The following is a 25,197-nucleotide window of genomic DNA, read 5'->3' on the forward strand; positions in this document are numbered from 1 at the left end:
ACTTCGGGATGCTAGATGAAGTACACAAAAAAAGCGCACGAAAAATGATCATCTGTGCTCTTAATCTTGTAATACTCTCATAGCCTGCAATTGCGGTAATGTTGTCTGGTGTGCGGAGCTGGTCTTGTGCTTGAGAAGTACGTTTTATACGTTGTTGTCGGGCAAAGCCTTGCCTACAAAACGATTGGGAGGGATAGTGTACATAGAATAAGAGGATTCATAACAAAGGAAAGGATGAAGGCAATTCTTATTTTCATACAAAGTACCGGATTAAGCTAGGGGGAAATTTCCATACTTAGGGGGTAATATCATCTATTTTCCATTTATCACTGCATAAAAAAAGTCTGCCGCAGCTCTCGCGGACAGACTTTTTGAAGGGGACAGGCGAGGCTTAAAAAGCTGGGAGAGAGCAAAATACCCGCCTGTTCTTTCTTTTGTTATTGGCCCTGCAGTTCCTGATGCGCCGCAAGCTTCCCGGTTAATAACCGCAATGCCTTCCCCCGGTGGCTGATGGCCTGTTTTTCTTCCAGCGTCAGCTCGGCCATGGTTTTTTCGTACTCTGCCAGGTAAAAGAGGGGATCATAGCCGAAGCCGCCGGCCCCCGCCTGCTCGGAGGTAATCCAGCCCTCCACAGTTCCCTCAGCGGTCAATTCTTTGCCCGTTGAAGGGTCGTACAGGGATAAGGCGCAGACGAAGCGGGCCGTACTAAGCAGCGGCTGGCCGGTGTCCTCGCCCTGTTTTAGCTTCTCCAGCTCGTTCAGCAGCTTCAGATTATTCTCATGATCGCTTGCACCTTCACCTGCATAACGGGCCGAGTAGACCCCCGGTCTTCCTTCCAAGGCATCCACACAGAGACCAGAGTCATCTGCCAGAACAGGGAGGCCGAGGGCATCCCCGACGGCTTGGGACTTTTTCAGCGCATTCTCGGCAAAAGTCGCCCCATCCTCCACCACATTAGGCAGATCCGGGTAATCGAACATGCTTTTAACGGTTAGGCCGAGCGGAGCAAATGCATGCTGAAACTCCCGCACCTTGCCCTTATTCTTCGTCGCGACAATCAGAATACCGCCCCCGGAGTCCATTGCTACACCTCTTGGCCGGGCTGGCCGGAAGGGATTTTGAGCGCGATAGCTCCGAGCACTTCCTTCTGTACGGCAATCAATTCGTAGATCCCTTTCTCACCCAGACCCAGCAGCTGATCCAGCTCCTGACGGGTAAAAGGACGCTCTTCGCCGGTACCCTGGACTTCTACAAAAGCCCCGCCGCCGGTCATGACCACGTTCATATCGACCTTCGCTTTGGAATCTTCTTCATAATTCAGATCAAGCAGAGTCTCGTCGCCGACAACCCCGACACTGATCGCTGCCAGATAGTCTGTAATTGGAAATACGCTCAGTTTATGCTGAAGCGCAATTTTGTTAATCGCAAAGGCCATAGCTACAAAAGCGCCTGTAATCGAAGCTGTCCGTGTTCCGCCATCCGCCTGAATGACATCACAATCCAGTGTAATGCTGCGCTCGCCAAGAGCGTGCAGGTTCACTACGGAACGCAGCGCCCGCCCGATCAGACGCTGAATTTCCATCGTGCGTCCGGTCAGTTTGCCGCGTGCCGCTTCACGCTGGTTGCGCGTCTGCGTTGCACGGGGAAGCATGGAATATTCAGCGGTTACCCAACCTTTACCCTGTCCTTTCAGGAATGGTGGAACCTTCTCGTCCACCGTGGCTGTACAAATGACCTTGGTGTCCCCCATTTCAATGATCACGGAACCTTCCGCGTATTTATTGGTTTGAGTGGTTATTGTCAGCGGCCTTAGCTGATCTGCATTGCGCCCGTTTGATCTCATCTTTTCTGCCTCCTACATCTCTTGCTCTAAGTTTGTTGTGTGGCCTCAGCGTCCGCCCTCTTACATTCTACGCAGAAAGGGATGCCGTCCCCATAAAGATCAGGACGGCATCGCCTTGAAATTTCATCTATAAGATTCGGAAAGCTAAGCACAAATACCTGCAACGCTTACGGTAAACAGCGGTTCAGAGTTCTCTGACTCCAACCAGTAGCGTAGCAAGCTTTATTCTACCAAAGAGCAGGCACAAAAGCATCTTTTGACTTACTTTCGATTTTACAGCGGCAGCACATTCACATATTCCGGAGCCGATACCGGCTGCCCGTAGTCAACGTTATTGGTGCCGGTTACTGTTTTTTGCCCGTTCATGCGGATTTGTACCAGCGCATCGTCGGAGTTCTGTGCAACCGTAAGCACAACGGATTCAAGCATTTCCGCCGGTACTCCCTTGCCGTCCGCGAACATATCATCATTCAGGGAAACAGTGACCACCCCGTTCTGTCCCGCTTCCACCGAATCCAGCACCGTTTCCTGAGTCATAACCATCTCCAGTCCTTTCTGCGTTTCCGGACCGGCAATCAGTTCATTCAACGCTGCCTTCAGAGTATCCTGCCCTGCGGGTACAAAGCGGGTAACCGGTACATAATATTGATAACTGCCGTCTGAAGCAGCTGCAGAAAAATATACCGTGACCGCGCTGGAATTCATCAGCAGCGGTCCGTTTTTGGGCAGGTTGATTCCGAGGGTGCGGGTTAACGGGCGGTCCAGCGGCGTGCCCTGCAGCGGCATCTCCGTAAGTTTCTTCCCGTCTACCCACAGCTGCACGCCCTGAATTCCGTCCTGTCCGGTCAGCGTCCAGGTGACCGCTTCAAGTATTTTGCGTTCATCTGCCGGTTCGTAATCATTAAACTTGGAGTTGAACTCAACCACGGCTAGCTTAGCTTTGTCTACGGTGATGTTCTTCACTTCCGTTCCGGCAGGCAGCACACCCTTGAAGCCTTCGGGTAATGCCGAGGCATAGTCTCCTTTGCTGACCAGTGCGGTCAGGGAGTTCTTCAGCATGGCGGTATCATCGCCTTCCGGCAGGCTTAGAGATACCGGGGCTAACAGGCCATTTCCATCCTCCAGGAAAACGGTTGTCCGTTCTCCGGCTGCAGCAGCAGACGAAGTATCCGTACTCACTCCGGCGGAAAGGTCAGCTCCATCCAGTGCTGCGGGCCCGATTACACCTGTATCCAGTGTCCCGTCACCGCTGACTTGCAGCATTTGCGCTTCGACCTCACCAGGTGGCGGATCCACCGATGCCGATTCCGATCCGAACAGACTGCAGCCGGACAAGGTTAACGGAACCGCGAGCAGGCAAGCTGCGGAGAGCCCGCGGATGTGTTTCATATGCTTCATGAATGATTACCCCTTTCAACGCTTAAGATCAGTTGTACTGCTATGTATACGAGCCCTCTGCTCAAAAAATAACAACAGCTTATCCTAAATTCCCGGAATCTGGACAATAGCAGCGCAGGCAGGTTACAATTTTCTTAATATCCAAACTAAGACACATTTACGGGGTGACTGATCATGGCTGATGCTAATGCAAAAATACCTTACAGTCTAAACAGCAAAAAGGTCGCGGAAGCAACCAGGTTCTGGCTGAATAAACGCGGAGTAACCTTGGAAGAAATCGCCGAGCTGGTGATGCTGCTGCAGAAGAAATATTATCCCAACCTCACAATGGAAGAGTGTGTGCATAACGTAGAGATGGTGCTTAGCAAACGCGAGGTACAAAACGCCGTTCTGACAGGTATCCAGCTGGATGTGCTGGCAGAAGAGGGCAAGCTGCTCTCCCCTCTGCAGGACATGATAGAAAATGATGAGAGCTTGTACGGTGTTGATGAAATTCTGGCCTTTTCCATAGTAAACGTATACGGGAGCATCGGCTTCACCAATTACGGTTATGTGGACAAGCTGAAGCCAGGGGTGCTCGAACGGCTGAACGACAAAACTACCGGCCAAATCCATACCTATCTGGACGACATTGTAGGAGCAGTGGCTGCTGCCGCCAGCTCGCGTATCGCTCACCGGAAGCAGGCAGACCGCGAGCAGGAGCTTGGTCTTCCGCATGCGCCCGAGGATCTTGAGGAAGCCTCACGGAAGGCAGCGCTGGAGAAAGAAAAGACACAGCCGGAATAGCGGATAACGTTTTTGTTGCTATACCGACTTCGGACAGACCACCCCCTTGGGCTGGTCTGCTCCGGATAATAGATGGTAAGGAAGGTGAACACAGGATGACCTATCCCTTTGTGATCAACCCTATGCTGGTACAGGATTTTGAGAGTGAAGATGAGCTGATTGAGCGCTGCAAGGAATGGAACCTACTATCCAACACAGCAACCCGGGTCAAAACCTATCTGTACAAGCGGCAAGGGCTTACTTTGCCCTGTGAGATTGTAGGATATGTTGATCCTCAGACCGTTGTGATACAGTTCGAGAACAAGCAGCAGCACTGCATTCATCCCGCCTATCTAAAAGAAATGCAGACTGCCGCCTTCGGTTCAAGAGCAGGCGCTGTTTCCGAAGCGGCGAAGACGGTGGATTCAGAGACTGATCCTGAAGATGCTGTGGCGGAAGAGGGGGCAGCAAATGCTGTAGATTCAGCAGCCGGCCCGGAAGATAGCGGAGACGCAGAGGCCACATCAAGGGCTGCGGGCTCAAGTGCTGAAGAAGCTGTAGCCGTTGTAGCCGGCGAAACGCCGGAAGCTCCAAAGAAGAAGCCGGCCAAATCCCCAAAGAAGGCGGCTCTTGTCCTGCCTGAAGAGAAGCTGCAGATGACGGCCGTCGTCAAAGAGTTTACGACCGTGCCCAATCATTTCTCCGATAACGATGACGAGGTTATCATTTATGAGGGAGTGTCTGTGGAGGGGCACGACCTTGCAATCGATGAAATCTGGTCCAGCCACAGCGCAACGCTGAAAAAACTGGAACTGGCTGTCGGCGATACCGTGTCCTTTGAAGCAAAGGTCGTGGCCAAGAAGCTCACTCAGCATCCTGTGAAGTACAAAATCAACAACCCGTCCAAGATGAAAAAGGTAGAGTAAACGGTACGGTACCGTACAAATTGACCGTTTGTGCGGTTCAACAACGGCACTTCTGCCGTTGTTCCTGAGCAAATCCGCCCGGGGCGATTCAACAACGGCATTTCCGCCGTTGTTTCTGAGCAAACCCGCCCAGGGCGGTTCAACAACGGCATTTCCGCCGTTGTTTCTGAGCAAACCCGCCCGGGGCGTTCCAACAACGGTATTTCTGCCGTTGTTTCTGAGCAAACCCGCCCAGGGCGGTTCAACAACGGCATTTCTGCCGTTGTTTCTGAGCAAACCCGCCCAGGGCGTTCCAACAACGGCATTTCTGCCGTTGTTCCTTAGCAAACCCGCCCAGGGCGGTTCAACAACGGCATTTCTGCCGTTGTTCCTGAGCAAACCCGCCCGGGGCGTTCCAACAACGGCACTTCTGCCGTTGTTCCTGAGCAAATCCGCCCAGGGCGATTCAACAACGGCACTTCTGCCGTTGTTCCTGAGCAAATCCGCCCAGGGCGATTCAACAACGGCATTTCTGCCGTTGTTCCTGAGCAAACCCGCCCCAGGCGGTTCAACAACGGCATTTCTGCCGTTGTTTCTGAGCAAACCCGCCCAGGGCGATTCAACAACGGCACTTCTGCCGTTGTTTCTGAGCAAACCCGCCCAGGGCGATTCAACAACGGCATTTCTGCCGTTGTTCCTCAAAAAGGCCAGGCCGCGTATACATGGGGTTCCCCCTGTCCATACGTGGCCTGGCCTTTATCATATTGCTGCTGGTTTACACGCAGCTTACTCCACTGCCGCGAACGTGGTCACTCCGCCGCTCTCCGGCCGGAGAACCTCCGCCCGCTCCCGGCGCACCAGCTCGGCCAGATGGGCCAATGCCTCGCTCATGGCGAACCGCATCTGGTGTGCGTTCGACACGCGGCTGCGGAACAGCGCTTCGCATACCGCGAATCCGCTGAGCGGACCACCCTCAAGCAGAGCAGCAGTCGTATCCAGCCGCTCTTCATGATGGCGCAGCAAGCTGTCCGCCCGCTCCGTAAAACCCGCGAACGGTTTCCGGTGGCCCGGAAACGCCTGGGTTACCCGGAGACTACGCAGCTTGCGCAGCCCATCCATGTAGGTCAGCAGCGGCTGCGGATCACTGCCCGGCTGGAGGCTGACATTGGGCGAAATCTGCGGCAGCACGGCATCGCCGCACAGAATCTGCCCACTGCCGCCATGATAAAAGGACAGGTGCCCCGGTGCATGTCCACCAGTCACTAGCGGCTGCCACTTGCGGTTCCCCATGAGGAACGGCTCCATGGTATTGAGATAGGTCACCTCTGGCTGAGGGGTGACCTGGGGCAGGAAGCGTTCCAAATGCTCCCTGATTCCCTGTACCCTCTCCCCAGGCATGCCATGGCTGAGGAAGAATTGCGGCAGCGCTTCATTCAGAGTAGCTGTCTCTCCCCAGGTCAGCCGCGCTTCGGCATGGGCCCGTTCCGACATCCACACCTTGCCTCCGCTGCGCGACTGCAGCCATCCTGCAAGACCGTAATGGTCCGGATGATGATGAGTGACCACAATATCCCGAATTTCACCCCATGAATAGCCCAGCTCCTTCAGCACATTCTCCCAGGCAAGCTCCGCTTCGGGCGTATGCGGACCAGGGTCTATAACCGTAAGCTGTCCGTTCCGGTCAGGGAGAATATAGCTGTTCACCTGGCGCAGCGGCGGGTCCATCGGAACCGAGACCTGAATAATACCACCCTCCCATGTGGTCAGTTCCGCCTTTTGCATGCTATCGCTACTGGCTTCTCCTGGGGTCAGGTCTATCTTCCTCATTCTATCGTCACTGCCTTCCCCTGAGGTTAGCTCTGTTTTCCTCACGCTATCGTCACCGCCTTCCCCTGAGGTTAGCTCTGTTTTCCTCACGATCCCCTCACCGGACGTACACCCGTAAAAATCATCCGCCCCGAGCTCTCCGCCACATACTCATCTTCCTCATAGCTGCCGTGGACCGCCTCCAGCTGAAGACCTGCGGCTGCAATCATCTCGCGGAATTGATCCAGCGGATACAGCTTGACGCGCTCATGGTATATACGGGAAGCCCCACAGGACTTCGAGGTCAGGATGATATCCTTCTTAACATAACCATCCTCAATCCGCCGCGACTCATCAATCAGAGTATCCCCGTCCTCACGGACGGAGTGCGGAACCAGATGACGGATGACATGAGCCGGATTTAGAAAATCCACAATGAATTTGCCACCCGGTACAAGCATGCGGCGGATTTCCCGCAACACCTTCACCTGCTCCTCATCCTCTTCAAAGTAGCCAAAGGAAGTGAACAAATTCACCACAGCCTCAAAACCGCCCTCAAGCGGCAGCTGACGCATATCTGAACGTATCCAGGTCACGGCTTCGGCTCCGGCCTGTGCCCGCGCTTCTCGCAGGAGCGCCTCAGACAGGTCCACACCGGTAACCTCATACCCTGCTTCCGCGAGGGCCAGAGAATGGCGGCCCATACCGCAGCACAGATCAAGCACCCTTGCCCCCTTAGGCAGCTCCAGCCACCCGATCATCCGCTCCACTTCGCGCCGCGCCCCGCCAAAATCCCTGTGTTTGTATACAATTAAGTAATCCTCACCAAAACTCTCCTCATACCACTCACCCATGTTCCTTCTCCTCCCGCAGCAGCACCTGCACAAACCTCTCTATGTATGCTCCGCGTGTATTCAAACCCAAGCTCTCACGATTCCCATGGCGCTGTCCCATATTCTCCTCAGAATACCGGGGCTTGAACATATCACCTAATGTAACGCAATTGTACCGTCTTTTATAGCTAAACTCAAAAAAGAGTCGCCATTTCGCCATACTTCCCGCGTCATGGCAACTCTGTAGACCACTCTAGTTCTGTCGCAGTAAATATACTCTTGCTTCGTAAGGACGAAGCTTCAGATTCCTCAGGTCTTCCTCATGATTTGGCGTGTAATTAGAGATCAGCAGCTCCAGCTTCTGTGGCTGAAATTCCTCCGGCAGCTCAAACACCGGCTCCCGCTCAAAGAAATTCAGCACCACCAGCAGCCGCTGATCCTCCAGCATGCGGGTATACGCATAAATTTCCGGGTGCTCTTCCAGCAGCAAGGCGTATTCACCGTAGACAATGACCTGATGTTTTTTTCTCAGCTGAATCAGCTTCTTGTAATAATGATAGATCGAGTCAGGGTCCTTGACCGCACTGGCTGCATTAATCTCCCGGGAATTGGAGTTCACCCGGATCCAAGGTACGCCTTCGGTAAATCCGCCGTCCTCTCCATCGTCCCATTGCATCGGCGTGCGGGCGTTGTCCCGGCTTTTTTTATGAATAGCGGCCATAATGTCTGCTTCGGGAACGCCATTCGTGCGCTTTTCCTCATAGTAATTCAGTGTTTCTACATCCCGGTAATCATCAATCGATTCAAAACCCGCATTGGTCATCCCGATCTCTTCACCCTGGTAAATATAAGGGGTTCCCTCCAGCATATGAATAAAGGTAGCCAGCATTTTGGCCGAGGGGATGCGGTAATACATATCGTTACCGAACCGGGATACCGAACGCGGCTGGTCATGGTTGCACAAATAGTTGGCATTCCAGCCTCTGTCATGCAGGACCGTCTGCCAATTGCTGATGATCTTCTTGAGTTCCAGGAGACTCCAGGGGACCGTATCCCACTTTCCTCCGCCCGGAGCCGCACAGTCCAGATTCATATGCTCGAATTGAAAGGTCATGTTCAGCTCGCGGCGTCCGTCACCGACATAATCCAGCGCCTGCTCCGGGCCAAGCCCCGAAGTTTCGCCAACCGTCATAATATCGTAAAAGTAGAGCACCTGCTCGTTCAGATTGCGCAGCAGCGTGTGCACATGCTCCAGATTGGAGAACATGTCATACGCCCGCACAGTCGTCGTACCCTTAGGATTCAAGGCGTCAGGATACCCGTCCTTCTTCACAATATGGGCGATTGCGTCAAAACGGAAGCCGTCGATCCCTTTTTTCAGCCACCATTGCACCATTTCATGCAGCTTGTCGATCACGGCGGGATTCTCCCAGTTCAGATCCGGCTGAAATTTGGAATACAGATGCAGGTAATATTCATCCGTCTTGGGGTCGAGCTCCCAGACCGAGCCGCTGAAATAGGACTCCCAATTGTTTGGCGGACCGCCGTTTTTACCTTTTCTCCAGATATAGTAATCCCGTTTGGGATTATCCTTCGAGCTTCTGGATTCAATAAACCAGGGATGCTGATGGGAAGTATGGTTCAGCACCAGATCCATCATCAGCTTCATCCCGCGGGAGTGCATCTCCCTCAGCAGCCGGTCAAAATCATCCATCGTCCCGAATTCCTTCATAATGTCGCAATAATCACTAATATCATAGCCGTTGTCATGGTTCGGCGATTTATAAATCGGGCAGATCCAGATCACATCCACACCCAAATCCTGCAAATAATCCAGCTTGGACATAATTCCGCGCAAATCACCAATCCCGTCACCATTGCTGTCCATGAAGCTGATCGGATAAATTTGGTACACTACGCTTTCCTTCCACCATTTCGGGTTCACAAGGATTCCCTCCGCTTCTGCGATTCCTGCTTGGATAAGAAATATGTTCCGGCATAAAGGACTTCCCGGCCTCTTGCGGACACATTAATATATCTTAACCACTCCTGAGGAAGGGAATAACAAATTTTCGATAAAACCTTCGTTTCAGCATATAAAGCGGCAGCAAAAAAGACAGGAACGCCTTCGTATAGAAGTGCTCCCGTCTTCTGATTGGATTATTGCCCACTCTGCTCCATTGGATTGTGCTGGTTCAGTTTGCTTGCCCATCCATCTGAAGCTAGCTTAATTGCTTGATGACAATCGACGCATTGACATTTGCCTGTGTGCCCCCGGCCAGCGTTTGCAGCGTGACAGCTGACGCGGAGCTGTGGTTGCGCAGCGTCAGCACATCTCCCGAAGACAAGGCCAGGATTACCTGCCCGGTATTCTGCTGAGTGCCGGCACCTGAGCCGTATACAGTACCTGGAACCAGGGCTCCGTTGACGAACAATGCGAACTGATTGGGTTCCACACCGGATACCGAGAAATTGACCTCATAGATTCCCGCATTGGTCACCGAAATCGTCGTTGTGCCGGGAGCATGGGTAATTCCGGGTGTCAGCAGACCGTTCGTATCAAAAGATACATCCGCCTCAATCGGCACCACTTGCGCGCCGAGGTTATACACATAGCCGAATTGGGCAATTCCGCCAGCCGCGCCGGTTGCGCCCGTCGCTCCAGTTGCGCCAGCCGCGCCGGACGGTCCAGCCGCCCCAGTGGCTCCAGTAGCCCCGGCAGGTCCCGCTACTCCCGCAGGTCCAGCGACCCCGGCGGGTCCCGCTACTCCCGTGGCTCCTGGTGCACCGGCAGGTCCGGCAGCACCAGTCGGTCCCGGAGCTCCTGCTGGCCCAGCCGGCCCGGCGGGTCCGGGAGGACCAACCAGCCCGCCGGTTCCCGCCGGGCCGATAGCTCCAGCGGCACCTATTGCTCCTGCGGCACCCAAAGCTCCTGCCGCGCCCAGGGCACCGGCGGCACCCAGCGCGCCCGTTGCACCCGCTGCACCCGCTGCGCCAAGCGCACCAACAGCCCCGGCGGCGCCAAGAAGCCCGGCCGCTCCGATAGCACCCAAGCCACCGGTTGCACCACGCGCTCCTAATGCCCCGGCGGCGCCTGCTGCACCCAGCGCCCCGGCGGCGCCTACAGCTCCGAGAGCTCCAGCAGCGCCTGTTGCTCCCAGTAATCCACCTGCACCAGCGGCGCCCAGAGCTCCTGCCGCTCCGGCAGCTCCAGCTGCACCCAGCGCTTCTACAGCACCAGCGGCGCCAAGTGCTCCAGCGGCTCCAGCCGCGCCAAGTGCACCAAGGGGAATGTTTACACGGACAATTTGCTTTTTGACGATGATTTCCTTGCAGCAGCACTGCTTGCCATGTTCATGTTTCCGTTTTGAAGGTTTCCTTTTAGGGCGTTTCTTAGACAGCTTCGGCAAGGGGCACTCAAGCAGTTCCTTTTCAGGAAACGGGCATTTTTTCTTAAGCTTCAGACGTCTCATTTCAGCACCTCCCATAGACTCTGATGTATAGTACTCCATTTACCTATGGGAGGCATGGACATTCGTCTCGTAGGCTGCTATTTATTTTTCGGAAAACCGGGTGTTTATAACGCCTGGACAAGCTAAAATCACCTGGGAACACAACAAACTGTTCACTTGCCTGGACACGTCCGCTCCGCAGCAGACATATACTATAGCTGGACAACCCGCCCAATCCACTCAGGATTAGTTTTCTCTACAACAGGCCCACCATTCTCAATCCCTCAAGAATTCCGTTCTCACTGACTGGCTTGGTGACATAGCGCGCGGCAGCCTTGACTTCATCTTCTCCATTGCCCATCGCGATGCCATGACCGACAAAACTCAGCATCTCCAGATCATTGAGGCCATCACCAAACGCGTAAATATCTTCCTTCCGGACTCCGAGCGATTTCATCATTTGAGCGATCCCCCCCGCCTTCGAGCCATTCCCCGGCAGCACATCCATACACAAGGGATGCCAGCGTATAAAATGAAATTGCGGATACGTCTCTTCATATAGCTTTTGATTCTCCTCCGGGCAAAAAATTAGCGCCTGATAGATTTCGTGCTGCAAAAAATACTCCGCATCATGTGTCGGAAACGCCAGCTTAAGCGACCCGATACTAGTCCTGATATACTCATGCTCCGCAACATTCACCTTCATGCCTACGGCATCAATATAAGCCACCGGATGATCATTTTTTTCGGCGAACAAGGTTAGAGCCTGCAGGGAAGAGGTATCCAGGGGGTTGCGGTAAATCACTTCTCCTTCAAAAACAACATACTGCCCGTTGAGCGACACATAAGAATGAATATCCAGCTCTTCGCGCAAATCCTCGAACATGTAAGCGGCTCTACCCGTGGCAATCGCTACATGATGACCCTGTCTTTTCAGTTCAGCAATGGCTTCCTTCGTGGACGCGGGTATGTTCTTCTGCTCATCATAGATCGTACCGTCAATATCAAAAAAGATTGTTTTCTTAGTCATAGATTCTCCATTCTCCTTATCCTTGCTCTCTCTGCTTAACGTTCCTGCTCAAGATTGTAGAGGCTTGTCGTATGCGATGCAAGCTGTCTTTTCTCAAAAACCGTAAATTTCAGAGCGCAAAATGAGCGCGAAAAGAAAAAAACGGCCCCTCCTCCCCTACAGGATGGCAGCCGTTTCTCTTAAGCGAATATTAGAAAGTCCCTCGCAATTCAGCCGGGAGTATTCCCGAATGTTTGGCTCTCCTCCAAGACAAGATATTAAGCGCCTGAGAGTATAAAAAAACAGGCAGCGGTAGTCTCCCCCAAGGAAGACACCACTGCCTGCACTATCCATACTCCAGACTGCGAGAATTCTTAACATTGGGCTCAGCCCATTGCCGGAATCTTGCCGGTAGACAGACAACCTTATTTTCACCGTAACCGGCAATACTCCTATGCTTATACAGCATTCTGAGCCCGCTGTTGCTCCTCCATCAGCCACTGCACCAGCATATATTCCGGAACCGTGCCTTTATGGGACTCCGCGTATTCGCGGACACGCTCCAGCAAATGCCCTGCGGTATCCGGGGTAATCTCGAGGCCCCACTGGTCCAGCACATGGGATACGCCGCCGGTACCGGAATGCTTGCCGAGTACAAATTGGTGACTCCGGCCCACTTCCGCGGGATCAAAGGTCTGGTAAGTAGCCCTCTCCTTCATCAGCCCGTCCACATGAATTCCCGACTCATGTGTAAAAGCCAGCTGCCCGACAATCGGTTTGGCATCGCCAACACTTCGTCCGGAAGCAGCAATCACCTTGTCGGCCAAGCCTTTCAGCAGATCAAATCTGACGTTACTCTCTCCGCCATACAGATGATGCCAGGCCATAGCGACTTCCTCCATGGCTGCGTTGCCGGTCCGTTCTCCGATTCCAGCCACTGTGGTGCTGGCCCAGACTGCCCCTGCGGCTACGCCGCTGAGCGTATTCGCGCAGGCCAGGCCGAAATCGTTATGGCAGTGCACCTCCAGCTCGACATCTGCAGGAACCTCACCAAGCAGCGTGCTTACCCGCTCGGCAATCTGTCCCGGATGATGCGCTGAGACGGTATCCGCATAACGGAACCTGCGAATGCCCTCCTTATATAGAGAATTCACCAGCTCCACCAGAAAACCCATGTTAGCCCTGGACGAATCCTCCATTCCTACCGACACCGTCATCCCGAGCGACAGGGCGTATTCCGCTGCACCCAGCAGCTTGTTCAGCCCCTCCGCCGGTGTTAACCCCAGCTTGCCATGCAGCTGAATCACCGATACCGGAATAGACACGTGGCTCCAGTTCACTCCGGTAGCCAGTGCCTTGTCGATATCCCCCGGCACCGAGCGATTCCAGGTCATCAGCTTCATGGGGAGATTCAATTCGGCAATGGCCGCAATATCCTCCTGCTCCCGTTTACCCATGGCAGGAATTCCTACCTCTGCCTGTTCAACTCCGCTCTCCGACAGCAACTTTGCGATTTCCAGCTTTTCTGCCCTCGTGAATGAAACTCCAGCCGCCTGTTCGCCATCCCGCAGTGTCGTGTCACATAGCTTGAGACTTTTCACGGTGTACCTCCTTCTCCGCAGCAAGCGCAATTCGGATTACGGGAAATATGGACGCTGTAACAGGCGAAGTCGAGTGAGCTGAAGCGATGCATCACGCCCGCATAAGTTGTCCCTACCCCTGTAATCCATTTTACGGCTTCCAGCGCAGCCATACAACCTGCAATTCCGGATGTCGCTCCCAAAACTGGAAATCCAAGCGGCTCCCACTGAGGCTGCACATCCGGATATAAGCACTCGAGGCAGGGTGTAACACCAGGAATGACGGTGGTAAGCGAAACTTCAAATCCGTACATTGCAGCTTCCACCATAGGTGTGCCGGTATCTACACACAGGCGGTTCAGAGCATACCTCTCCGGAAAATCATAACGGGCGTCGATTACAATATCAGCGTCCTGTACCCAGGGCTTGGCAAGGTCATATTCAATTCTTGCATTATATCCCTCGATCTCGACATGCGGGTTCAGGCGCTTCAAATGGGTTATAGCTGTACTGATCCGTTCCATCCCCAGATGATCTGTGTCCATAAGAATTTGCCGGTTGAGATCAGGCGGGACAATCATTCCTTCATGGGCCAAAATAAGCTTGCCAACGCCCGCCGCGGCCAGATACATCGCAGCCGTTCCTCCAAGTCCGCCAATTCCGGCCACCATGACCGTCGCTTCCTTCAGCGCCTTTTGCCCGTCTTCTCCCAGCAGCTTCAACTGCCGGGCATACCGTTCCAGCTCCAAACCTCCGGCAAGCTGCTCCATCCCCGATTCCCCCTGTGACTGAACATAAATTTCTGGTCGCTAGCCTTCCAGACTCAGCAAACCGTGGAAGGCAGTCATTTCATTATATTTCTCCAGAAACGCAAGGCCTTCCTCGATACATTCCACTCCATAACGAATAGTCTTCTCCTCGGAAGTGAACGGGAAAGGAGCACCGGCCCGCAGACTTTTGAGCACCAGAATCACACGCCCGGTGTACAGCAGCCCCCGCCCAAAGCCCTCTACATTAATCTCGGCAGTACTTTGCACCATGGTTCCGCTCTTCTCTTCCATGACCCCGGCGATCGCCTGGAACAGAACCGGAACCTGCTGGCGAACCTTCGGTGATACAGCACAGTTGAATTCGGATTTATCCTTGTCCTCGGCCGAAGCCAGAAACAGCTTGGTTATCTTCTCCTGCGGGGACAGCGAAGCATGACGTCCGAAGAAGTCGGCTGTATCCAAAAGATTGCACAAACGGCGGACAAATGCATCCGCCGTAACCTGATCCAGTTCTTTTACCGCCTTGCGGCGGCGGGGTTGTACCGCCGCTCCCTTTTGGAAAGTTTCCGCCTGAAATGCCAACTTGTCATTAGCCAACGGTTCCATTGGATTCCTCCCCTTCACCTGTGCCTTCTTCTTCTGCACGCAGGACTTTGGCCAGCCACATCGGCGGCTTACCCTGAAGCATCTCAACCAGACGTTTCACCTGCTCATCAATCGGGCTGCCGAATGGAACCTTAACCGGCATAATCTTGCGGCGCGTCACCCGCGCGGCGGCTGAAGCACCGATCTGCATGATGAAGATCAGCGTACAATCCTCTACCGCCGCCAGACGGCTGTCAATTTTCCCGGCTTCATCCTGATTGAGAACAACCGGCAGCTTGCGTAGCTCAAGCAGTTCACCGCCATTTTTGGTCACATTATATACGGCAAACATAGGACTTTGCCCGAAATGGGCATTCACTCGATTTCCATCATCTGTGGCGAATGCTACTTTCACGGTGGCCAGCCTCCCTCTGCATTAACAAATTCCCTGCTTTATTACTCCATTCCATAGCCCCTCTGTATCCAACAGAGACTGACATATATGCCCCCAGCTCATTCCATACCGGAAACCCTGCCGGCATAAACGCCGCTTCCATCCGCTGCGCTCCGGCAATACCATGCGAATTACTGATCCATAGATCAGCGCCTTTGCCCAGCACTTCGGCATCGTCCAGATCCCCTACCCATACCTCGCGCTCCATCCCTGCAATCAGCGGTGTTTCATAGGAGGCAATCAGCGCTTTCTGCTCCACACCCAGCTCCTCAAGCCACCCGGAAATCGAGTACAGGTGGTCTGGCTCCAGCGCAGCCACAACGGACATTCCGGCGAACTGGAAATGCGCGTCAAGCATGCTGTCGAGCAGATTCTCCCGCTGCCAGCAATACCGCAGCGGCACCGGCTCTCCGCTGATCTGGTGCAAAAAATGCAGCAGTTCATCCGAAGCCTTAAGTCCCATCGCACTCTCGAATACCTTATATGGCGTACCGAGCGCATTATGAAGTCTCCTTGCCGGACGCTCCATACTGCCGCCGACCGCGATCGTCAGCCCGGACTGCAGGCTCTGCAGCATGGAATCCAGCGGCACACCGCCACGGGTCAGCAGGGAGAACCCGGTCAGCAAATGCCCTGACAAGGAAGTCGAAATGTCCGGCAGCGCAATAACCTCGAATCCGAAGGAAGAAATCATCTCCTTCAGCTCCATCACATCCGCAGGTGTCAAAAATGATCCGGGCAGCAGCGTAATCTGCCGGGTATTTACGCTTCGTGAGCCCTTATGCCCTACTTGTTGGATCATCTCATCGATCATGGATTCCACTGTAGCACTGAAGCCGGATTCAAGTGACCCGCGGAAATCCGGCAATACCACGGAAAAAGCAAGCCCCCCACGCATATTCCGTTCCCGCTTGTAGGACTTGAGCATGCTCTGATAATCCACCCCGGCCACATCGGTCAATTCCGTCCCGATGATCCCGATAATATCAGGCCGGTGCTTGCTTAACACCAAATTCAGAGCCTCTTCCAGATTGCGGTTAGCGTCAAAAATCACATCCATCTCCTGCAGCGCGGAGGTCTGAACGGCGATCGGCTCACGAAAGTGACGGGTCAGCAGCGCCTTAGGAAAAGCAGAGCAGCCCTGCGAACCGTGCATCAGCGGCATGGCGCGGTAGCAACCCTGCAGTGCCAGCACGGCGCCGAGCGACTGGCCGATTTTGATCGGATTGACCGAAGCCGGCTTCTTCCTTCTGTTAACAGTCATAGGGAGGCGCCTCCTTATCCCATGGGGCCGGACTGGCAGCCAGCTTCCAGATCGGATTGGCCAGGGAATAGGTCAGCTCCTTGGCGAGCCGCAAGAGCCCTTCATAACCAGCGTAAGCCTTGTGTCTCTCCTGGTTGATATCAATGAACGGAATCTGCTCCTTCATTGCCACATACATATTGCGGCCGCCTGCGATCATCATATCCGCTTTGCGTTCCCGCACCGTTTTGAGAATGCGGCTGGCTCCGCCCTCGGGGATATATTCGGTGTCGTCGCCTACACGATCAGCAATCCGCCGGACGTCATCTTCCGTGCTTTTATTCGTGCCAACGCCCACCACCTGAACACCAAGCTCCTTAAGTGCAGAAATAACGGACCAGCTTTTGACGCCGCCGGTATAGAGCACCGCCTTCTTGCCTTTCAGGATCTTGCGGTATGGACGAAGATCCTGGGTAAGACGGGCCTCCTCACGTTCGGTCAGGCGGTCTACCCGGCGCTCCATTTCGCGGTCATTCATCAAATAGGCCATTTGTCTTAACGAATAGGTTGTTTCCTTGGCGCCATAGAAAGAGCCTTCGAAATAAGGAATACCGTATCTCGACTCCATTTCCTTGGCGAGCCCCAGCAAGGCGCGGCTGCAGACGACCATATTCACCTTCGCACGATGCGCCCAGGTAATCTCCTTATAACGGGCATCTCCAGTAATACGTGAGGTCACTGAAATACCAGCACTGTTCATCAGCTTTTCAATATCCCACATCTCGCCGGCAATATTGTATTCACCTATCAGATTGATACCCATGGACATCTCGGGAGATGGTTCCCCGGTGCCGATAACATACTGCAGCAGCGCATCTCCGGCCAGACGGTTGCCGAGATTCTTGCTGCCGACAAATCCGGGACTGTTCACAGGGATGACCGGGATGCCGAGCCGCTCGGCTGCAGTCTTACAGACAGCATCCATGTCTTCACCAATCAGAGCAGTCACACACGTTGAATATACAAATATTGCCGGAGGCGCAAAGCGCTCGGCAATATAGTCAATACTATCCTTCAGTTTTTTTTCTCCGCCAAAAATAATATCGGAATCCGTAAGATCCGTAGCAAAACCATATTGAGACAGGGAGGGGCCGCTGGACAGGGTTCCCCTGCTCTCCCAACTGTTCCCGGCACAAGCAATCGGACCATGGACAAGATGCGCAGCGTCCATAATCGGCAGCAGTGTAATTTGGGCTCCGTCGAAGGAGCAGCCTCCAGCCGCTTCACCCGGTTTGGGCCGTGGACAGGGCTTTACCTTCGGGGCTAGGCTCCCGCAAGCCTCGGAGTCAAATTCGTCTTTTCGAACAGGGTCCATGGCACTTCATCTCCTTCGCTAAAGTTGCTTGCTTCACGCAAACCTTGCGCTACTAAGGCGGCCATTCTACATGATTGCAAAATTCCCGGCCTGCCCTGTCCCTGTATGTGGCTGAAAAAATACTTCACCAAATATAGGGGACCAGAGAACGCCGGGTAAAATAATTTTTACATTTATTCTGCTTCAAGTACGAATTTCTTACCGGACCAAATCATAGTTAAAGCCGGAGTTGTTACGGTCAAGCTCATCCAGTACGGTATTCACGATCAGACTCAACAGGTTCAGAGTACCCTGGTAGCCGATAATTGGATAACGGTGCATGTGATGACGGTCGAGAATCGGGAATCCTACCCGGATCAGCGGCACACCCGCGTCCTTGGCGGCAAATTTCAGATGCGAGCTGCCGATAGCCAGATCAACCGGATCATTCAGAAGCAGCGAGCGCATATGCCAGAGGTCATTGCCGATGTACAGGGTAGCCTCCGAGCCATAAGGGCTTGAATCCAGAAGAGCCTGAGCTTCATCTTTAAATTTCACTTCATTAAAATCCACATCACCGTTTGAGCAGACGATATGCACAGGTTCAATACCCACTTCGAGGCAGAATCCAATCAGTCCGATCAACAGGTCAGGATCGCCTACGAGTGCAACCCGTTTGCCGTGCAGGTAAGGGTGGCTGTCTGTTAGGGCATCCACTACGCGGCCCCGTTCTTCGGTAAGTGAAGCCGGAATCGGAAGACCTGTCAGCTCGCTGATCGCTTCCAGCAGCTTATCCGTACCGGTGATCCCCAGTGGTGTAGACATTGCAGTGATCTGCTGGTTCCAGGTTCCGCTGATGAAATCCTGCGTCTTCTTCAGGGTGTATTTCTGCAGGGACAGTGAACCCAGTGCATTGGCTGCCAAAGGCACATCAGCAAGCTTCGTACCGCCGTAATAATATTCATACTCGCCTGTTGCCGGAGAGTCATAGTTGCCGCTGTGGTCACCAAGGATCGTATATTGGGTATCAAAGGCGTCAAGAATTTTGCGGATTTCCGCAAAGTTTCCGGTGTAAGGCTCAAAACCAAGCATTACATTCAGCTTCTCACCGGATTCCGCACCAATTCCAGGGTTGGCCTTAATTCCAGAGCGCTCATACAGGTAGCTCAATATCCCTTTCAGCATGGAATCATAGCCAGTGATATGCGAGCCGACAAAGCTCGGTGTATTACAAAAGGCTACCGGAAATTCTTCCGTGATCGCGCCTTTAATGCGGGCATTGCCGATAAAAGACGAAAGGTCGTCACCGATAACTTCAGCCATACAAGTTGTACAGAGGGCTACCATCTCCGGTTTGTAAAGGGCAACACTGTTCTCCAATCCGTCGATCAAATTGTTCATGCCGCCGAATACTGCTGCATCTTCAGTCATGGAAGAGGAAACCGCAGGCGTAGGCTCTTTAAAGTGGCGGCTGAGATGACTGCGGAAATAAGAGTTGCAGCCCTGCGAACCGTGAACGAATGGCAGTGTTTTCTCGAATCCGAGAGCAGCCATCACCGATCCGAGCGGCTGGCAGGCTTTATGCGGATTGATAACAACCGCTTTACGGTCAAAGTTCTTTTCCATATATTCTGCAGATTTGGAGTAGGCGAGCGCTTCTGCCGTATCCTGGTCGCTGCAGGGAGCTTCAAATTGTTTTTTGTTTTCCCGCTGCTGCACGTAGCGTTCTTCCGAGAACAATGAGTTGTAGTCCGGGAGATCCAGTCTGTCCTTACTCATACGCCCGCCCCCTCTTTTTGCGCTTTTTCCTTTTTGCTGATCAGATTCCATACCGGACTGTTGACGGTCATATCCATATCTTTGGCAAAAATCTTGAAGCCGTCAAAGCCATGATATGGACCACTGTAATCCCAGGAATGCATTTGGCGGAACGGAACGCCCATCTTGTGGTACACATACTTTTCTTTGACGCCTGAGCCTACCAGATCTACATTCAATTTCTGAGCCAGCTCTTCCAGCTCATACGCAGTCGGGTCATCCATAATGATGGTCCCTTCCTTCATCATCGGGAAGGTCTTTTCATAGTCATCCTTATGGGCAAATTCATAACCGGAAGCTACGATATCCATGCCCAGATCTTCATAAGCGCCGATCGTATGGCGGGAACGCAAGCCCCCGATCATCAGCAGAACCTTTTTGTTCTCCAGCCGCGGTTTGAATTTATGGATGATTTTATCCATTTCCGGTTGGTGTCTGGCGATCATTTTCTCACAGTTCTCCTGAATCGTTTCATCAAAACGGGCTGCGATCGCACGGAGGCTCTCATAGGTCTTGGATGGACCGAAGAAGTTGTATTCCATCCACGGAATATCGTAGGCCTTCTCCATATGCTCCACCATGTAGTTCATCGAGCGGTGGCAGTGGATCAGGTTCAGCTTAGCCTTATGGGCAATTTCCAGTTCGTTCAGAGTACCGTCCCCAGACCACTGGGCAATGACGCGAAGGCCCATTTCTTCCAGCAGAATCCGCGAAGCCCATGCATCGCCGCCGATATTATAATCGCCGATGATATTGACATCGTATGGGCCGGTTTCAGCCAGCTCGGCTTTGCCGAGCACAAAATCACGAATGGCATCATTAGCAATATGGTGACCCAGCGATTGGCTGACACCGCGGAATCCTTCACAGCGTACCGGAACAATCGGCATTTCCAGCTCTTTGGACATCTTTTTGGATACCGCTTCAATATCATCGCCGATCAGACCGACCGGACATTCGGATTGTACTGAAATCCCTTTGGCAAGGGGGAACATTTCTGTGATCTCACGCATGATTACTTCCAGTTTCTTATCACCGCCGAATACGATGTCCGTTTCCTGAAAATCACTAGTGATCTGCATAGCGGTAAAATTGTCGATCCCCAGTGTTCCGTTGGCATAATTGCGGCGCGTGCCCCAGCTGTACTGTCCGCAGCCGATGGGACCGTGGCTGATATGAACCATATCCTTGATCGGACCCCATACCACCCCTTTGGAGCCTGCATAGGAGCATCCGCGGGGTGTCATTACGCCCGGACGGGACTTAATATTAGACTTCAGGGCACAAGTGCCGCAGGATTGAGCTTCTTCGGTATTGATCTGAAAATGCTTTTCGCGGTCTTTCTTCGCTTTTTTGGGATAGGCTTCCAGAACCTCTTCTACTAATTTCTTATTCTCTTCGATATTCAGTCCCATTTATTGACCCTCCTTTTCGTGGTGCAGGACGCTTAAGCCGCCTGCGTAGCCATTAGCCACTGAAAGTTCATCCGGTGAAGACCGTCTCTCCACTCCGTTCACCGGATGACTGGGTATCGCGGCTTGGCAGTCTTATTGACCGGAAGCTTGCAGCTTCTTGATCGCTGCTTCTTCATCTTCAATGATACCGAATTCCATCAGCAGCTCTTCCAGCTCTTCCATGGAAATCGGAGTAGGGATGGTCAGCATTTTGTTGTTGAGGATTTTTTCAGCCAGGATTTCGTATTCCTTAGCTTGTTGATGGGCAGGGTTATATTGGGCTACTGTCATTCTGCGCAGCTCGGCATGTTGAACAATGTTATCGCGGGGAACAAAATGGATCATTTGGGTATTGAGACGGCGGGCAAGCTCCATGATCAGCTCATCTTCACGGTCAGTGTTACGGCTGTTGCAGATCAGTCCGCCCAGTCTCACACCGCCGCTTGTAGCATATTTCAGGATACCGCGTGCAATGTTGTTGGCTGCGTACATGGCCATCATTTCACCGGAACACACGATGTAGATCTCTTGTGCCTTGCCTTCGCGGATTGGCATTGCGAAACCACCGCATACAACGTCGCCCAGTACGTCATAGGATACGAAGTCCAGATCCTGATACGCGCCTTCCTGCTCCAGAAAGTTGATGGCAGTAATGATCCCGCGTCCTGCGCAGCCTACGCCCGGTTCAGGTCCGCCGCATTCTACATTGATGATGTCGCCAAAGCCGGTCTGCAGCACATCTTCAAGCTCCAGATCCTCTACCGAACCCAGTTCAGCCGCCAGTTCCAGTACGGAGTTCTGCGCTTTGGTATTCAGAATCAGGCGGGTGGAGTCTGCCTTAGGGTCACAACCAACGATCATAATTCTTTGTTTGAATTTGGTTGCCAATTGGGCCAAAGTGTTTTGGGAAGTTGTGGATTTACCGATACCGCCTTTACCGTAGAAAGCTATTTGTCTCATGATTCATCATCCCTTCGAAATGTTTATATTTTCAAAATAAGAGCTGTACTTCACACTTTCGAGAATCGCTTCCTGTATTCCACCTTTACGGACGAGAGGCAAGACTCCGATTTTGTTCAGGCTGGCACGCGGGCCATCCCCGATGCCGGAGCAGAGAAGAATGCGGCAATCACTTAGTATGGATATGATTTCTTGCAGCGTGGCGGCTTTATCACCGTTACAGTCTGCTTTGCCTTGGCAGTAGGCCTGTATCTTGCGGACACCGAGCAGTTGTACATCCGCTCCGTCGGTATCGTATACCAGGAATTCTGTCGCATGCCCGAAATGCTGATTGACCTTGTCGCCGCCCCGGGTAGCTACCGCGACCCTTATCTTTGGGGAATTCTCCTGCAATCGTCTGGCCTGTTTGGCCCGGACCCGCTCGCGGATCTTCGCATCAAGCTCACCTTGGAACAACGCTCTGGCCTCCTGGTTGATCACCGGATCAGCTTCCATCCCTTCAAGAGGGAAATCCTGATTGCGGTCCTGGCCCAGCAGCCCAATGGCGTCAGCCCGGCATTGCCGGCAGTGGCGCATCACCTTCATGCCGTCGCGGCCAAGGAGCTCCTGCAGATTGTGCAGTTCCTTCGGACGGGGCGCTTTGCGGCCGTCCAGCTCGTACTGGCTGCCCGGTGCGATAATAAGCGGTGTGACGTTGTGCAGTGTAGCCCCGAGCTCTTTTACTCTTTTGGACACTGCGGGTAAATGATGGTCGTTGACCCCTGGAATCATAATGGAATTAACCTTGACGAGAATACCCAGCTTTGCCAGCAGTTCAAGACCGAGCAGCTGGCGGCTGATCAGCAGCTCCGCTGCCGCTCTTCCTTCATAGCGCACACCTTCGTCGAACACCCAAGGGTAAATCTCTTCGGCGACTTCAGGATCAATGGCATTGATGGTGATGGTGACATGGCGGATATCAAGCTCCATAATCTCATCGATATGCCGGTAAAGCGTCAATCCGTTGGTGCTGAGGCACAGGGAGACATCCGGCACGTATTCCTTAACCCGGGCGAACGTATCGAACGTCTGCTCAGGATTCGCCAGCGGATCGCCGGGACCGGCAATGCCGACTACCGAAAGCTGCATGAGCTGAGCAGCCACCCCTTTCACTTTACGTTCTGCCTGCTCCGGGGTGAGCACCTCACTGACCACTCCAGGCCTGCTCTCATTCACGCAGTCAAACTTGCGGTTGCAGTAATTGCACTGGATGTTGCAGGCGGGAGCTACCGGGATGTGCATCCTGGCATAATACCGATGGGCTTCCTCGCTGTAGCAAGGGTGGCGGCTGAGCTCCTCCTCTGCTGCACTTGATATACACGACGACGGCTGCATCATTTCCCACCTCCTAAAAGTTTTACGAGCATTGACTTCCCTGATGTGTCATCGAGTAAAACTCGCTTCGTAAGCATTTGCTTAAGTTTTTACGGAGCGTTACTTCTTTGAAACAACTTCGCAGTAAAACTCGCTTCGTAAGCATTTGCTTAATTTCTAATAGAATTTAGCTAGCAGAGCCAAATGAATCAATGTTATATTACCTAACAACAAATCGCCTGGCCGCTTTAATTAGTCTCATCATATTTTCATTCCTACACATCGTCAATCAGGTTTAGGCTTAAAAAGCCCTCATTTTCCTTATGTTTGCAGTTTCGCCATACCACATGTTATGTTATCTTACTTATATGTAACATGTTTCCGTTTCCATTCCAGTCATTTTCTAGTGATATTTATTCTCACAGGCATTGACAATGGCTCTCAAGTCATATATGATACTTTTAAGTCACACACGCAACCAATAAAATTTAATATATCCCGTAAAGGGGAGTAGCTGTTAGATAAAATCGTCAATACGAGAATGTGAGGATGTTCTCCGGTTTTATCGGCAATGAACTATTGTTAGCGAGACCTTTACCAATCAGGTTAGTCCTTTATTCCAAAGGCTGATCTGCTTGGTAAAGGTCTTTTTTATATACTTTTGGCAAAGATAATGGTATCACAGGAATTTAATGGTGGTACTTACATCCAAATGAGGAGGAAGCAGCAATGGATTGGGGATTATTATTAGAATACGGATGGGTATTGCTCGTTCTCGTAGCACTGGAAGGGTTGCTCGCCGCAGATAACGCACTGGTACTGGCAATCATGGTTAAACATCTTCCTGATGAGGAACGTAAAAAAGCATTGTTCTACGGGTTGGCCGGGGCGTTTGTGTTCCGATTTGGTTCGCTTTTTGTTATCTCTTATCTGGTGGACATCTGGCAGGTACAAGCCATTGGCGCGATCTATCTGCTGTTCATTGCCGGTAACCATATCTTCCGAAAAGTGCTGTTCAAGAAGCCTGTTACCGATGAAGCTGCCGAAAGCGGCAGTGAAAAATCCGTTGAAAAGAAGAAGTCCAGCTTCTGGTTTACTGTACTTAAGGTCGAAGTAGCAGATATTGCCTTTGCCGTTGACTCTATCCTGGCGGCTGTTGCGCTTGCCGTTGCGCTTCCGCCAAGCGGAATCAGCAATATCGGGGGGCTTGACGGTGGACAGTTCCTTGTCATCTTTGCTGGTGGATTCATCGGACTGGTTATTATGCGGTTCGCAGCGTCCTTCTTCGTCAAGCTGCTCCACTCCCGTCCGGGTCTTGAAGTTGCCGCATTCTTTATTGTCGGCTGGGTCGGCGTCAAGCTGGCCGTCATCACACTGGCCCATCCTTCGCTGGGTGTACTGTCCGAAGATTTCGCCCACAGCACCTGGTGGAAGGCTACCTTCTATGTAGTGCTCGTAATTATTGCAGCCACCGGCTGGTTCATGAGCAGTCACAAGATTGAAGAGAACGTAGGCGAAAATCCGGTTCGAGAAGTCGATAAGCAGCTCGGTAAATAGAACATCGGCTATAATATCCAAACACACATAAGCCTGCCTCCCGCCATCAGGCGGGGAG

The 25,197-nt window shown here is 52.8% G+C and carries 21 protein-coding genes and 1 pseudogene; 4 read left to right on the top strand and 18 right to left on the bottom strand.

What is annotated here, in order from left to right; translation table 11 throughout:
• Window positions 1-437: 437 nt before the first annotated feature.
• The 3 genes from ACTJKB_RS17910 to ACTJKB_RS17920 form a co-directional block, all read right to left on the bottom strand.
• Window positions 438-1,082 (bottom strand): XTP/dITP diphosphatase, encoded by a 645-nt coding sequence (locus tag ACTJKB_RS17910; protein WP_440835774.1) that lies wholly within the window; start codon window positions 1,080-1,082, stop codon window positions 438-440.
• A 2-nt stretch (window positions 1,083-1,084) separates the two neighbouring features.
• Window positions 1,085-1,843, bottom strand: a complete 759-nt coding sequence (gene rph, locus ACTJKB_RS17915; protein ID WP_074111589.1) for a ribonuclease PH — start codon at window positions 1,841-1,843, stop codon at window positions 1,085-1,087.
• A 273-nt stretch (window positions 1,844-2,116) separates the two neighbouring features.
• Window positions 2,117-3,241: a GerMN domain-containing protein gene (locus ACTJKB_RS17920; RefSeq protein WP_440835775.1), complete on the bottom strand. Its 1,125-nt coding sequence runs from the start codon at window positions 3,239-3,241 to the stop codon at window positions 2,117-2,119.
• Window positions 3,242-3,415: 174 nt separating this feature from the next.
• Between ACTJKB_RS17920 and ACTJKB_RS17925 the strand changes: the two genes are divergently transcribed.
• Window positions 3,416-4,027: a phosphatidylglycerophosphatase A family protein gene (locus ACTJKB_RS17925; protein WP_440835776.1), complete on the top strand. Its 612-nt coding sequence runs from the start codon at window positions 3,416-3,418 to the stop codon at window positions 4,025-4,027.
• A 95-nt stretch (window positions 4,028-4,122) separates the two neighbouring features.
• Entirely contained in the window at window positions 4,123-4,932 is an 810-nt protein-coding gene (locus ACTJKB_RS17930; protein WP_440835777.1) for a hypothetical protein, read from the top strand.
• 765 nt (window positions 4,933-5,697) lie between these two features.
• On the opposite strand, the gene ACTJKB_RS17935 is transcribed toward ACTJKB_RS17930, so the two are convergent.
• The 5 genes from ACTJKB_RS17935 to ACTJKB_RS17955 all read right to left on the bottom strand — a co-directional run bounded on the left by ACTJKB_RS17935 (window position 5,698) and on the right by ACTJKB_RS17955 (window position 12,032).
• Window positions 5,698-6,828 (bottom strand): MBL fold metallo-hydrolase, encoded by a 1,131-nt coding sequence (locus ACTJKB_RS17935; RefSeq protein ID WP_440835778.1) that lies wholly within the window; start codon window positions 6,826-6,828, stop codon window positions 5,698-5,700.
• The gene (locus ACTJKB_RS17940; protein ID WP_440835779.1) at window positions 6,825-7,571 is read right to left on the bottom strand and encodes a class I SAM-dependent methyltransferase; all 747 of its coding nucleotides are present in this window, start codon (window positions 7,569-7,571) and stop codon (window positions 6,825-6,827) included. The genes ACTJKB_RS17935 and ACTJKB_RS17940 overlap by 4 nt, the downstream gene beginning before the upstream one ends.
• Window positions 7,572-7,803: 232 nt before the next feature.
• Window positions 7,804-9,495 (bottom strand): glycoside hydrolase family 13 protein, encoded by a 1,692-nt coding sequence (locus ACTJKB_RS17945; protein ID WP_440835780.1) that lies wholly within the window; start codon window positions 9,493-9,495, stop codon window positions 7,804-7,806.
• A 277-nt stretch (window positions 9,496-9,772) separates the two neighbouring features.
• Window positions 9,773-11,023 carry a BclA C-terminal domain-containing protein gene (locus ACTJKB_RS17950; RefSeq protein WP_440835781.1) on the bottom strand — a complete coding sequence of 417 codons (1,251 nt, stop codon included), beginning with the start codon at window positions 11,021-11,023 and terminating at the stop codon, window positions 9,773-9,775.
• A gap of 235 nt (window positions 11,024-11,258) precedes the next feature.
• Window positions 11,259-12,032, bottom strand: a complete 774-nt coding sequence (locus ACTJKB_RS17955) for a Cof-type HAD-IIB family hydrolase (RefSeq protein ID WP_440835782.1) — start codon at window positions 12,030-12,032, stop codon at window positions 11,259-11,261.
• A gap of 193 nt (window positions 12,033-12,225) precedes the next feature.
• Here ACTJKB_RS17955 and ACTJKB_RS17960 point away from each other — a divergent pair.
• A pseudogene (locus ACTJKB_RS17960) lies at window positions 12,226-12,309 on the top strand (helix-turn-helix domain-containing protein); the annotation flags it as partial.
• 160 nt (window positions 12,310-12,469) lie between these two features.
• Here the strand turns inward: ACTJKB_RS17960 and ACTJKB_RS17965 are convergent.
• The 10 genes from ACTJKB_RS17965 to nifB form a co-directional block, all read right to left on the bottom strand.
• On the bottom strand, window positions 12,470-13,612 hold the full coding sequence (locus ACTJKB_RS17965; RefSeq protein WP_440835783.1) for a homocitrate synthase/isopropylmalate synthase family protein: 1,143 nt from the start codon (window positions 13,610-13,612) through the stop codon (window positions 12,470-12,472).
• The gene (locus ACTJKB_RS17970) at window positions 13,609-14,361 is read right to left on the bottom strand and encodes a HesA/MoeB/ThiF family protein (protein WP_440835784.1); all 753 of its coding nucleotides are present in this window, start codon (window positions 14,359-14,361) and stop codon (window positions 13,609-13,611) included. The genes ACTJKB_RS17965 and ACTJKB_RS17970 overlap by 4 nt, the downstream gene beginning before the upstream one ends.
• 39 nt (window positions 14,362-14,400) lie before the next feature.
• Window positions 14,401-14,967: a DUF269 domain-containing protein gene (locus ACTJKB_RS17975; RefSeq protein ID WP_440835785.1), complete on the bottom strand. Its 567-nt coding sequence runs from the start codon at window positions 14,965-14,967 to the stop codon at window positions 14,401-14,403.
• On the bottom strand, window positions 14,951-15,361 hold the full coding sequence (nifX, locus tag ACTJKB_RS17980) for a nitrogen fixation protein NifX (protein WP_440835786.1): 411 nt from the start codon (window positions 15,359-15,361) through the stop codon (window positions 14,951-14,953). The genes ACTJKB_RS17975 and nifX overlap by 17 nt, the downstream gene beginning before the upstream one ends.
• Window positions 15,336-16,664 carry a nitrogenase iron-molybdenum cofactor biosynthesis protein NifN gene (gene nifN, locus ACTJKB_RS17985; RefSeq protein WP_440835787.1) on the bottom strand — a complete coding sequence of 443 codons (1,329 nt, stop codon included), beginning with the start codon at window positions 16,662-16,664 and terminating at the stop codon, window positions 15,336-15,338. The genes nifX and nifN overlap by 26 nt, the downstream gene beginning before the upstream one ends.
• Window positions 16,654-18,018, bottom strand: coding sequence for a nitrogenase iron-molybdenum cofactor biosynthesis protein NifE (gene nifE / locus ACTJKB_RS17990; protein ID WP_440835788.1), 1,365 nt, complete (start codon window positions 18,016-18,018; stop codon window positions 16,654-16,656). Before nifE ends, nifN begins: the two co-directional genes overlap by 11 nt.
• 198 nt (window positions 18,019-18,216) lie before the next feature.
• Window positions 18,217-19,776: a nitrogenase molybdenum-iron protein subunit beta gene (gene nifK / locus ACTJKB_RS17995; RefSeq protein ID WP_440835789.1), complete on the bottom strand. Its 1,560-nt coding sequence runs from the start codon at window positions 19,774-19,776 to the stop codon at window positions 18,217-18,219.
• On the bottom strand, window positions 19,773-21,230 hold the full coding sequence (gene nifD / locus ACTJKB_RS18000; protein WP_440835790.1) for a nitrogenase molybdenum-iron protein alpha chain: 1,458 nt from the start codon (window positions 21,228-21,230) through the stop codon (window positions 19,773-19,775). Before nifD ends, nifK begins: the two co-directional genes overlap by 4 nt.
• 132 nt (window positions 21,231-21,362) lie before the next feature.
• Window positions 21,363-22,229, bottom strand: a complete 867-nt coding sequence (nifH, locus tag ACTJKB_RS18005; RefSeq protein WP_074084154.1) for a nitrogenase iron protein — start codon at window positions 22,227-22,229, stop codon at window positions 21,363-21,365.
• 6 nt (window positions 22,230-22,235) lie between these two features.
• A complete protein-coding gene (gene nifB / locus ACTJKB_RS18010) occupies window positions 22,236-23,603 on the bottom strand; it encodes a nitrogenase cofactor biosynthesis protein NifB (protein ID WP_440835791.1) in 1,368 nt (455 codons plus the stop codon).
• 708 nt (window positions 23,604-24,311) lie between these two features.
• Here nifB and ACTJKB_RS18015 point away from each other — a divergent pair.
• The gene (locus tag ACTJKB_RS18015; RefSeq protein WP_440835792.1) at window positions 24,312-25,139 is read left to right on the top strand and encodes a TerC family protein; all 828 of its coding nucleotides are present in this window, start codon (window positions 24,312-24,314) and stop codon (window positions 25,137-25,139) included.
• Window positions 25,140-25,197 lie beyond the last annotated feature (58 nt).

The sequence above is a fragment of the Paenibacillus sp. 22594 genome (genome assembly GCF_052044425.1).
In the GTDB taxonomy this organism is placed as follows: domain Bacteria; phylum Bacillota; class Bacilli; order Paenibacillales; family Paenibacillaceae; genus Paenibacillus_AQ.